This window comes from Neobacillus notoginsengisoli, assembly GCF_003515685.1.
In the GTDB taxonomy this organism is placed as follows: Bacteria; Bacillota; Bacilli; order Bacillales; family Cytobacillaceae; genus Bacillus_D; species Bacillus_D notoginsengisoli.
On sequence record NZ_QWEG01000006.1, the window covers coordinates 275,513 to 286,976 of the forward strand.

At 46.4% G+C, this 11,464-nt stretch carries 11 protein-coding genes and 1 riboswitch; of the genes, 5 read left to right on the forward strand and 6 right to left on the reverse strand.

The features are described from left to right. Positions 1-20 precede the first annotated feature (20 nt). Positions 21-542, forward strand: a complete 522-nt coding sequence (locus tag D1B31_RS11570; RefSeq protein ID WP_118920938.1) for a gamma carbonic anhydrase — start codon at positions 21-23, stop codon at positions 540-542. A gap of 98 nt (positions 543-640) precedes the next feature. On the opposite strand, the gene asnB is transcribed toward D1B31_RS11570, so the two are convergent. From asnB to D1B31_RS11585, 3 genes are all read right to left on the reverse strand, one after another. Further along, complete coding sequence (asnB, locus tag D1B31_RS11575) at positions 641-2,530, reverse strand: asparagine synthase (glutamine-hydrolyzing) (protein ID WP_118920939.1); 1,890 nt, start codon at positions 2,528-2,530, stop codon at positions 641-643. Positions 2,531-2,965: 435 nt separating this feature from the next. Next, the gene (metK, locus tag D1B31_RS11580; RefSeq protein ID WP_118920940.1) at positions 2,966-4,165 is read right to left on the reverse strand and encodes a methionine adenosyltransferase; all 1,200 of its coding nucleotides are present in this window, start codon (positions 4,163-4,165) and stop codon (positions 2,966-2,968) included. Positions 4,166-4,383: 218 nt separating this feature from the next. Beyond that, positions 4,384-4,502: riboswitch (SAM riboswitch) on the reverse strand. 114 nt (positions 4,503-4,616) lie between these two features. After that, positions 4,617-4,991, reverse strand: a complete 375-nt coding sequence (locus D1B31_RS11585; RefSeq protein ID WP_118920941.1) for a thiol-disulfide oxidoreductase DCC family protein — start codon at positions 4,989-4,991, stop codon at positions 4,617-4,619. A gap of 128 nt (positions 4,992-5,119) precedes the next feature. Here D1B31_RS11585 and pckA point away from each other — a divergent pair, with 128 nt between their 5' ends. Next, complete coding sequence (pckA, locus tag D1B31_RS11590) at positions 5,120-6,709, forward strand: phosphoenolpyruvate carboxykinase (ATP) (protein WP_118920942.1); 1,590 nt, start codon at positions 5,120-5,122, stop codon at positions 6,707-6,709. A gap of 102 nt (positions 6,710-6,811) precedes the next feature. Here pckA and D1B31_RS11595 read toward each other — a convergent pair whose 3' ends face one another. Together D1B31_RS11595 and D1B31_RS11600 are read right to left on the reverse strand one after the other, a co-directional pair. Beyond that, entirely contained in the window at positions 6,812-7,054 is a 243-nt protein-coding gene (locus tag D1B31_RS11595) for a DUF2584 domain-containing protein (protein ID WP_118920943.1), read from the reverse strand. A 99-nt stretch (positions 7,055-7,153) separates the two neighbouring features. Next, positions 7,154-7,945 (reverse strand): alpha/beta hydrolase family protein, encoded by a 792-nt coding sequence (locus D1B31_RS11600; protein WP_118920944.1) that lies wholly within the window; start codon positions 7,943-7,945, stop codon positions 7,154-7,156. Positions 7,946-8,106: 161 nt separating this feature from the next. Between D1B31_RS11600 and D1B31_RS11605 the strand changes: the two genes are divergently transcribed. From D1B31_RS11605 to D1B31_RS11615, 3 genes are read left to right on the forward strand one after another with little or no spacing between them, the layout of a single operon-like run. Then, positions 8,107-9,060, forward strand: coding sequence for an ABC transporter substrate-binding protein (locus D1B31_RS11605; protein ID WP_420846096.1), 954 nt, complete (start codon positions 8,107-8,109; stop codon positions 9,058-9,060). Between the two features lie 20 nt (positions 9,061-9,080). After that, the gene (locus D1B31_RS11610) at positions 9,081-9,848 is read left to right on the forward strand and encodes an ABC transporter ATP-binding protein (protein ID WP_118920946.1); all 768 of its coding nucleotides are present in this window, start codon (positions 9,081-9,083) and stop codon (positions 9,846-9,848) included. Beyond that, complete coding sequence (locus D1B31_RS11615) at positions 9,838-10,641, forward strand: ABC transporter permease (RefSeq protein ID WP_240035247.1); 804 nt, start codon at positions 9,838-9,840, stop codon at positions 10,639-10,641. The genes D1B31_RS11610 and D1B31_RS11615 overlap by 11 nt, the downstream gene beginning before the upstream one ends. Before the next feature lie 32 nt (positions 10,642-10,673). On the opposite strand, the gene ytkD is transcribed toward D1B31_RS11615, so the two are convergent. Next, positions 10,674-11,147: an RNA deprotection pyrophosphohydrolase gene (gene ytkD / locus D1B31_RS11620; RefSeq protein ID WP_118920948.1), complete on the reverse strand. Its 474-nt coding sequence runs from the start codon at positions 11,145-11,147 to the stop codon at positions 10,674-10,676. Positions 11,148-11,464 lie beyond the last annotated feature (317 nt).

Here is an 11,464-nt window from a genome sequence, read left to right on the forward strand (position 1 = left end):
TGGCAAAGGAGCGTAATAAATTGATTTATCCGTATAAAGGCAAGTTTCCGCAAATCGATGAAACAGCATTCATCGCAGATTTTGTCACCATAACCGGTGACGTAGAAATTGGCCCGGAATCAAGTGTCTGGTATAACACCGTCATCCGCGGCGATATCGCGCCTACAATTATTGGCAAAAAAGTCAACATCCAAGACAATTCCGTCCTTCATCAGAGCCCGAACAATCCGCTCATCCTTGAGGACGAAGTGACAATCGGCCATCAATGCACCCTTCACAGCTGCGTTGTAAGAAAAAATGCCCTTATCGGCATGGGCTCGATTATCCTTGACCGCGCTGAAATTGGGGAAGGCGCATTTATTGGCGCGGGCAGCCTCGTCCCGCCAGGTAAAAAAATCCCTCCGCGCACACTGGCACTCGGCAGGCCGGCGAAAGTAGTCCGCGAACTGACGGCGGAGGATGAAAAGGAAATGGAAAGAATTACTAAGGAGTATGCGGAAAAAGCACAATACTATAAAAATCTTGTTCCAATAAATGAATAGTGCAACAAAAACTCTTAGCCGGTCTTTGGACTGGCTTTTTTTATGGTCAAAATAACAGTAAAAGCCCCCTGTCAAAGAGGGAGCTTTCTACATGTAAGTTAATTCATCGTTTGATAAACTTTATCCGAACCAAACGAGTATTTCTCCTCTACGTACACCTGATGCCACACCATGAACACAAGCACAGTCCAGATTTTCCTGCTATTGTCCGCCTTGCCAAGGCAGTGGTCATCAAGCAGTTTCTCTACATATAGCTTGTTGAAAAGATGGTCTGTGTTGCTTTCGCGGATTATGTCTTTTGCCCAGGTGTTCATTTCATCCTTCAGCCAGTGGCGGATTGGAACTGGGAAGCCGAGCTTTTTCCTGTTCAACACGTGTTCCGGAACAAAGCTTTCGGCAGCCTTGCGCAAGATATACTTCGTTGTCCCGTTAGCGGTTTTCAGGTCGGATGGAATTCTTGATGCGACCGAGAATACTTCCTTATCTAGGAATGGAACACGAAGCTCAAGCGAATGTGCCATCGTCATTTTATCTGCTTTCAATAAAATGTCACCGCGCATCCACGTATGAATGTCGATATACTGCATCTGGTCAACCGGATGATACCCTACACTTTCGGCATAGAGCTTTTTGGTGATATCGGTAAAATCCAGGCCTTCCCGGTACACGTTCAGCAGCTCGCGCTTTTCTTCCTCTGCGAACATTTTCGCATTCCCGATATAGCGCTCCTCCATCGGGGTAACCCCGCGCTCTATGAAGCTCTTGCCTTTTGTGCCCTCTGGCATCATCCCGGCAATCCCTTTCAAAAGAACTTTCCCTACGCGGGGAATTTTATTAAATACCTGCAGGTCACCAGGCTCACGGTAAATGTTATAGCCTCCGAATAATTCATCGGCGCCTTCGCCCGACAGGACGACTGTTACATGTTTCCTAGCTTCGCGCGCCACAAAATAGAGCGGAACGCAGGCAGGATCTGCAAGCGGGTCATCCATATGCCACATGATTTTCGGCAACTCCGCCATATACTCTTCAGGAGTAATGACATAGCTGATATTCTCAACCCCGAGCTTGTCGGCGGTTTCTTTTGCCACATCAATTTCACTGAATCCGTTCCGCTCGAACCCGACAGAGAACGTTTTGATGGACGGATGGAACTCTTTTGCGATGGAAGCAATAATTGAAGAATCGATGCCTCCGGACAGGAATGAACCGACCGGCACATCGCTTCGCATATGCATTTTGACAGAATCAAACAGAACGTCCCTGATTTCCTTGACAAAATCATCTTCCGACTTTAACACCGGTGAGAAGTTCGCCTTCCAAAAACGTTTGATTTCCATTTTGCCGCCGAATTTTTTCGTAAAATAATGGCCGGGCTCAAGCTTGTGGATGCCGTTGGTCATCGTTTCTGGTTCAGGAACAAATTGATACGTCAAATAGTGCTGCAAAGAGTCATAGTTGAGTTCGTCATTTTCGATTGCCATCAGGATGCTCTTCTTCTCTGACGCAAAAAATGTGCGACCCTCGTTTTCATAATAGAAAAACGGCTTGATGCCGAAATGGTCACGCGCGCCAAATAAGGTTTTTTCCTGCTTATCCCAAATTACAAACGCAAACATCCCACGCAGCTTTGTAACCGCCTTTTCTTTCATGTGACTGTAAAGGGCGATGATTACTTCCGTATCGGAACTTGTTTCAAAGGTCAATCCTTTCTGCAAAAGCTCCTCCCGAAGTTCTACATAGTTGTACACTTCGCCATTAAAAATAATCCAATAACGCTCATTTTCATATGTGAGCGGCTGAGCGCCACATTCTAGATCAATAATACTTAAACGTCTGAATCCAAATTGCACATGTTCGTCAAAATAATATCCAGCATCATCCGGCCCGCGATGGGTGATGATATTATTCATGCTTTTAAAAAGCTGCTTGTCTTCATCATTAAAATTCTGTTTTTCATCATGCATACAGCCGATAAAACCGCACATTCTGTGTTCACCTACTCCGATCATTGCTTTTTAAGTCATATGGCAAAAATTTCGATTGCCAAAACTTGCACCATTTTATACTAACATTTTTCAGCAGAAAATTGCACTTAGAGCTGAAGGAAAAATAATCCTCCATATGAAGATTATACATTTTTATTTCCCTCCGCCAATTTGACGGAATTAAAAACCGGGAGTTACATTCATGAATGCAACTCCCGGACAATGATCTTTTTATATAGAAATCGCTTCTCCAGTTTGAGAGTGATCCAGCTTCAGCGCCTAGCCCCTCGAGGTCTTAAGCCGATTCCCTCCGGAGGGCAGGCCCATCCTGCGGGACTCGTCTTAAGCTTGTCGGGGCTGACCACTAAGGAAAGCTCCCAGGAATAAGCCTCGCAGGGACAGGCGGTTTTTGTCTGTCGCGAAGGCGCTTCCGCTTTAATTTTGAGCCTGGTTTTTGAGGGCTTCGGCTTTGTCTGTCCGCTCCCATGGAAGATCTACATCGGTGCGGCCAAAATGGCCATAGGCTGCTGTCGCCCTGTAAATAGGACGGCGCAGGCCGAGCATGTTGATGATACCGGCAGGACGGAGGTCAAAGTTGTTTTCAATCAATTCAACAAGCACCTCTTCGCTGACGGTTCCAGTTCCAAATGTATCGACCGAAATGGATACTGGGCGGGCAACCCCAATTGCATAGGCAAGTTGGACTTCGACTTTGTCTGCGAGACCAGCCGCAACGATGTTTTTCGCCACATATCGCGCTGCATATGCCGCGGAACGGTCAACCTTTGTCGGATCTTTTCCGGAGAAGGCGCCGCCGCCATGGCGTGCATAGCCGCCATACGTATCAACGATAATCTTGCGGCCAGTCAAGCCCGCGTCGCCCTGCGGTCCGCCGATAACAAAGCGGCCGGTCGGGTTGATAAAATAAATCGTTTTATCGTCAATTAGTTCTTTTGGCACTACCGGGCCGATGACATGCTCCTTCAGATCGCTCTGGATTTGCTCCAATGTGGCTTCAGGGCCATGCTGGGTTGAAATAACGATTGTATCAATCCGCACAGGGTTATTGTTTTCATCATATTCAACCGTTACCTGTGTTTTGCCATCCGGGCGAAGATATGGAAGTGTTTCATCTTTGCGGACTTCCGTCAGCTTGCGCGCAAGCTTGTGGGCAAGAGAAATCGGAAGCGGCATAAGTTCCTCGGTTTCATTGCAAGCGAAGCCGAACATGAGGCCCTGGTCTCCCGCCCCGATTGCTTCAATCTCTTCATCGGACATGCTTCCTTCGCGAGCTTCAAGCGCCTGGTCGACCCCCATGGCAATGTCTGGGGACTGTTCGTCAATGGAAGTAAGAACCGCGCATGTATCCGAATCAAAGCCGTATTTTGCACGTGTATATCCGATTTCACGAATTGTTTCGCGGACAATTTTCGGGATATCTACATAAGTTGAAGTAGTAATTTCCCCTGCAACGAGTACGAGTCCCGTTGTTACCGAAGTTTCTGCAGCAACGCGGGCATTTGCATCCTGCGCCAGGATCGCGTCTAAAATTGAATCAGAAATTTGGTCACAGATTTTATCTGGATGACCCTCGGTTACTGACTCAGATGTGAACAAACGGCGTTTTGATGGCATCTGAATTCCTCCTGTTTTCTTTAAATAAGAGGCTGGCATCTTGGTACTATTCCGTCCTGCCGGCACCTCGGTTCACGGTACTCATATCCCTAAGTAGTATGAAGTAAACATTAGGTTTTTATGAATGGCTTATCACTGACCACGCTGATTCGTAAGGCTTTAATAAAAAAACCTTCCCCGTATGAGGAAAGGTTTGCATTGTTTGCTTCAGCCTTTCACTCTTATCGTTCAAGGCTATTGCCTTGCGTCAGGTTTGGCACCTTTGCTGACGAAAATTACCGTTCAACAGGTTGCCGGGCTTCATAGGGCCTGTCCCTCCACCGGCTCAGGATAAGAGAGTATCCGTTCAAGGTAAAATCATACCATACTGCGGTTTCATGTCAATGTATTTTTCATGAAAAACACTATATAAAAACGGCCTTTTAGGACACTCACTTTTTTAAAACTCACGTTAAAGGGAACAACTGCCATTGCTGCACTCCTTTCCCATCCATTTGAACCTGTTCTTGGCAATCCATCGGTAAACCGGAGCGCCGATAAAAGATGCAAACGGTACATACAACAAGAGTGCAGGGATAATGGTGAGCGGGAACTGAAGCAACAGTTTTCTCATAGCATAAAACCCTTTATATACACGGCCGCAATCGTCAAGCAGGTGGAGCTCCCTGCGAAGGTCGGCGGCCTCAAAGGAGGGTTTGCGCCCTTCACGTTCATATTCCTGAAGAGAAAGCCAGTTGACCTTCTCCAGCCAATCCAGTTTCTGCGATTTCACTTTTGATCTTTGGCAAAGAAGACAATCTCCGTCATACAAGGCTACAAATTTCATGGCCATCCCTCCCAATTTTTTTTGTAATTTCCGAGTTATTAGTATAGACCAATTAAACAATTGTGCTATACTAATTATCGAGATGAAAACCGGTTGAAAAAAACAAAGGATAAAGGGGAAATCAATCCATGTATCGTGTTCATAATCCAGATACTCCGATTAAACTTTTGAATGAAAACGCTTTAAAAATTCAGCTGTCTGTTCCGGAATTGGTTGAAAATGTCCTAAGCCGCGGCGAAGGACTGCTCACCTCGACAGGTGCACTAAGTGTTTCTACTGGTAAATACACTGGACGTTCTCCGGAAGATAAGTTCATTGTCGATGAGACCGCCTCAAGAGATAAAATTGACTGGGGAAAGATAAACCGCCCCATTTCCGAACATGTATTTTCTACTCTCTATCATAAAGTAATTGACTATTTAAAACAAAAAAATGAGGTTTTCGTTTTTAATGGATTTGCGGGTGCGGATAAGAGGTACCAGCTTCCGATACAGGTGATAAATGAATATGCATGGCATAATTTATTTGCCCGCCAGCTATTCATCCGTCCTGATGAGAGTCAGCTCCAGCATCGTCCTGAGTTTACTATTATATCGGCACCTGGTTTCAAGGCCGATCCGGAAACAGATGGGACCCATTCGGAGACATTCATTATTATTTCGTTTGAAAAAAGGATTGTCCTGATTGGAGGCACGGAATATGCAGGGGAAATGAAAAAATCGATTTTTTCAGTTATGAACTATCTTCTGCCCGAATCCGGGATCATGCCCATGCACTGCTCTGCCAATGTTGGGACCGAAGGGGATGTCTCCCTTTTCTTCGGTTTGTCCGGAACCGGAAAAACAACCTTGTCTGCTGATCCAAACCGCCGCCTAATCGGTGACGACGAACATGGATGGTCTGCAAATGGCGTTTTCAACATTGAAGGCGGCTGCTATGCAAAAACGATTAACCTAAGCCGTGAAAAAGAGCCTCAGATTTTTGATGCAATCTGCTTCGGCTCTGTCCTAGAGAATGTTGCGGTTGATCAACATACGCGCCTGGCTGACTATGATAACGGCCATTTGACAGAAAACACACGAGCCGCATATCCGCTTGAGGCAATTAAAAATATTGTTATGCCTAGTGTGGCGGGGCATCCGAGTACAATCGTCTTCCTGACAGCTGATGCCTTTGGCGTTTTACCGCCTATTGCAAAATTGACAAAAGAACAGGCGATGTACCATTTCCTGAGCGGCTACACTTCTAAGCTTGCTGGTACTGAGCGAGGCATCACTTCGCCGCAGGCCACTTTCTCGACCTGCTTTGGGGCACCATTCCTGCCCCTGCCAGCTAACCGGTATGCTGAAATGCTCGGCGAGAAAATCCTTGAACACAATGTCCAAGTTTTCCTTGTCAATACCGGTTGGACCGGAGGAGAGTACGGAACAGGCAGCAGAATGAAGCTTGCCTATACGAGGGCAATGATCCAGGCAGCTCTTGAAGGTGAGTTGAACAACACCGAAACAATTCGGGATGAAATCTTCGGATTGCTGGTGCCGCTCCATGTTCCTGGTGTGCCTGATGAAGTCCTCCAGCCAGAAAAGACATGGGAAGACCCTGAAGCTTATCGGCAGAAAGCGAATGAGCTCGCCGAAAAGTTCCGGGAGAACTTCAGGAAATTCGTAAGTGCGAATCCAGAAATCGCCGAAAAGGGCGGACCGCTGGGAGGAGCCTGATTCCCGTGAACCCATGATTATTCTAAAAAACTTTAACTAAACAAACTTCTTGCAACTATTACAGAACCCCCGGCAAATATTTTACAAGGGGTTCTTTTCTCTTCAATTAGGAGAATGCAGAGAAGTAAATTCGTAAGTGATCATAGTGACATTTCCTTCCCATTCCACTTTCCGGATTTTAGCGGTTCCTCTCGACTCAGCATTGATTGCCTTTCTGATATCAATCGGGATATCAATTGGATAAAGGCGGTAACCTTCTTTTTCAAGAAGGAATAAGTTTTCCTCCAAACGCTGTTCTTTTCCTTTTGTCACGATCATCGTATTCAGTTCAAGAGGCATGCCCATCCGTGCCCTTCCCCCTTAGATTATTTTTGTAGTTATTAAACTTGTCCATTGATTTTTCATACTCCGGCAAATATATCATCTGTTCCTTTTATTATTTTATCATTTCCCACTGTGGCTTTTCATCCACTTCGTTAAGTCTGCGACGACTTTTCTGTTCGTTGCGGGCGGAAAGAAGTGGGTATAGTCGCCGAAATACCAGCTTTCGACCGGTTTTCCAAGCTCATTCAGTCTTTTTTCAAGCCGGTAAGAATGCTCAGGAGATACGTTGTCATCCTTGGCACCGTGAATAATGAGGGCTGGAACTTTCAGACACTCAAGTTCGTAAAGCGGGGTTCTGTATTCGTATCTGTTCGGATATTTTACAGGGGTTCCCCCAATGACCCGCTTCATCATCCGCCTTAAATCCTCCCGTTCAACATAAGTAAGGGCCATGTCACTTACCCCGGCCCACGTAACCATCGACGCGGCATCAGGAAATTCCAGCGCAGTCAACAGCGCCATTACCCCGCCTCGGGAAAACCCGAAAATATGGACATCCTGAATGCCAGGTAATCCCTTTAAAAGCCGGTAGGCCGCGAAAGCGTCCATCCGGTCTTCGCCTCCAAAATCCTCCTCCCCTTCGCCACCCTGGTTTCCCCGGTAAAACGGTGCGAAGACAGTAAAGCCTTCTGAAGCAAATTGGGCGATCCGCGCCGGCCTGACCTTGCCGACATTCTTAATCCCGCCGCGCAAATATAAGAAGCCATCGGTCGGTTCATAGGCGGCAGGTTTAGCCAGCATGCCTTTTACTTTTAATCCGTCAGCGAAATAAGTAATGAGAAACAGACTAACATCAGGGTTCGGCGACGGAAACGTTTGAATTGAAAGAATCTGTCCATCTGCTGCTTCCATCGATATTCCTCCAAACATTATTTTTTCCCGGTGGGCATTCACACAATCACTCCCATTTCATACGATATCACAGGAACAATAAGCCCATTTTTATTTACCCGGGAGGTAGTTAGTGTATGAAAAAAAGGTTCAGGGCAGCGTTCATGCTGCTAGCAGGCGCAATGCTGCTCTTATCCGCCTGCCAGGAAAAACCGGCAGAGAAAAAACTTGAAAAAGTCAGGATCGCTGAAGTTACCAGATCCATTTTTTATGCCCCTGAATACGTCGCCCTCGCCAAAGGCTTCTTTAAAGAAGAAGGCCTGGATGTCGAACTGACAACGACATGGGGCGGTGATAAGACGATGACTGCCCTACTCTCGAATGGGGCGGACATTGCCCTTGTCGGCTCGGAAACGTCCATATATGTACACGCTCAAGGCTCGAACGACCCGGTTATCAACTTTGCCCAGCTGACCCAGACGGACGGCACTTTCCTCGTTTCCAGAACGAAAGTAGACAATTTTACATGGGATATGCTGAAGGGCAAAACCTTCCTCGGCCAGCGTAAAGGCGGGATGCCGCAAATGGCTGGAGAATTCGTCCTTAAGAAACACGGCATTGATCCCCACAAAGATTTGAATCTAATTCAAAATGTCGACTTTGCCAATATCGCCAATGCATTTGCAGGAGGCACAGGTGAGTTTGTACAGTTATTTGAGCCGACGGCCAGCATTTTTGAAAAAGAAGGAAAAGGCCATATTGTCGCATCGTTCGGGACAGAGTCCGGACACATTCCTTATACCACTTTCATGGCAAAAGAAAGCTATATGAAGAAAAATCGCGCTACAGTTGAAAAATTCACCAAGGCAGTCTACAAAGCTCAACAGTGGGTTGAAAAGACGGATTCAAAGGAAATTGCCAAAGCCATTGCCCCATATTTCGACGATACAGAGCTTGACATCATTGAAACAGTTGTCGACCGATATAAGAGCCAGGGCTCCTTTGCGACAGACCCGATCCTTGACGAAGACGAATGGAATAATCTCCAGAATATTATGGATGAAGCTGGCGAACTTCCTCAGCGGATTGAGTATAAAACGCTAGTGAATACGGAAATTGCCGAAAAAGTCAAATGAGCCGCAAAGGAGGCAGCCACATGAGTTTCCTGCAAATCACTGAAATCCATCACACCTATTTCACAAAGAACATGGCTGTCACGGCCCTTTGTGATATCAGCTTTTCTGTTGAGGAGGGAGAATTTATCTCCTTCCTCGGCCCAAGCGGCTGCGGCAAGACGACTCTCCTATCCATTATCGCCGGTTTGGTAGAACCAACACTCGGACATGTGCTCGTAAAAGGCAACCCCGTCATCCCGGAAGAGCGCCAAATAGGCTATATGCTTCAACAGGATTATCTGTTTCCCTGGAAGACGATTGAAGAAAATGTCCTTCTTGGACTCAAGCTTGCGGGAACATGTACGCCGGAGAAGAAAAAAGCCGCACGACAGCTCCTGTATGATATTGGGTTGCCGGGAGTAGAAAAAAAACTGCCGAAGCAATTATCGGGCGGGATGCGCCAGCGAGCCGCCCTCGCTAGGACTCTAGCCGCGGATCCAAAAGTTCTCCTCCTTGATGAGCCTTTTTCCGCGCTTGATTACCAGACAAAATTGAAACTCGAGGATCTCGTTTCAGCTACTCTGAAGGGGCTCGGAAAAACCGCTGTCCTCGTTACCCATGATATTGGCGAAGCAATCGCAATGAGTGACCGGGTGTATTTATTTTCCTCAAGTCCCGGGCGAATACATCGTGTTTTTGAAATACCAGATGAATTGAAAGCTTTGACTCCGTTTGATGCAAGGAACCACGAATGCTACGGGAAGCTTTTCAAAGAGATATGGAAGGAGCTGGAATCCCTTGAACCATAATGCGATTGTCAGCTCCCAGCACTCCGCGTATCTGCTGTCAGTTAAGAAGGAGAAAAGAAGGGTCTTTTTATCTCAGGCCCTCATATTCCTAGCCTTTTTCTCAGGCTGGGAACTTTGCAGCAGACAGCAATGGATCGACCCGCTCATTTTCAGCTCACCTTCGAAAATATGGCAGCTTTTTTTGCAAAAGGGAGCTGATGGAACACTTCTCTCTAATCTTTCCGTTACCTTGACTGAAACAGTTGCGGGGTTTATTTTGGGCACATTGCTTGGAACATTGATTGCAGCACTTTTATGGTGGTCACCGCTGTTGTCAAAAATTCTTGACCCTTATCTCGTTGTCTTGAATGCGATGCCAAAAGTTGCCCTCGGGCCCATTCTGATTGTCGCTTTGGGTCCCGGTTATATTTCAATTATTTCAATGGGAGCCATCATATCCATCATTATAACAACCATTGTCGTTTACACCTCGTTTAGGGAGGTGGATTCCAATTATCTTAAAGTGCTCCAGACTTTTGGTGCAACCCGGCTTCAATGTTTTAAGGAAGCCATTCTGCCTGCCTCTTTCCCAACCATCATTTCCACCCTGAAGGTAAACGTCGGCCTGTCTTGGGTTGGGGTCATTGTCGGTGAATTTCTTGTTTCCTCAAAAGGGCTTGGTTATATGATTATTTATGGCTTTCAGGTCTTTAATTTCACTCTGGTCCTTCTATCTTTGCTGGTCATTGCCGTGTTTGCAACCGTAATGTATCAAATCGTCGCCTTAATCGAGAGGAAACTTGTAAAAGAATAAAAAAATATGAAGGCTGGTGCCCTGGACCGGCCTTATATTCTTTTATCTTCTTCAATTTGCTTCAGGCATTCTCCGACTACATCGTCTTTCATAATAAAACTGAATGCTTCCCCAAGCCTCTTTGTCTCAAGACTGCCTTCAATGATTTGTGGACCTTCTGTTTCATAGTAAGTCTTCTGGTTTTCCATACTTTTTACATCCGCAACGAAAACGGCTTTGACAAAAGGGCCTTCAGGTACCATGACCCTGTACTCTGCCAGCCATTCAAGGTTTTGTACCACCGCCCCTGTTTCTTCATTTACTTCCCTGGCTGCAGCTTGTTCGAGTGTTTCCCCTTGTTCGACTTTTCCGCCGGGAAATTCAAGCCCACGCTCCTTATGCCTTGTTAGCAGCCACTTCCCATCGTAAAGACAAATTACGAGTACATGCACCGCCTTTTCTTTGAAGGCACCTTTACTAAACGACAGTTCGACATTATATCCGTTAAGATCCTTAAATTCTTTCATAAACAACTCCTCGGAACAAAATGCGCAAGCGCCTTGGTCAGCCCCGACAAGCACAAGACGAGCCGGACGAAAGGTTCGGCCTTTAACCTTTTGGTCGGAATGGCTTGTGACCTCGAGGGGCTAGGCGCTGGAGCTGGATTACACCAACTCGTTTTGAGTTTTCCACAAAGACAGTTTTTGTAATTTCCTTGTAGAGTAGAAAACAGGAATTAGACTTTGCCCTTCTTGTCCTCGGGTTTCAGGGTGTTCCACCTTACTAAGCCAGACAAGTGGGCAAGTCCTTTTCCTGTTCCCCCTCATCAAACCGTACGTGAGGT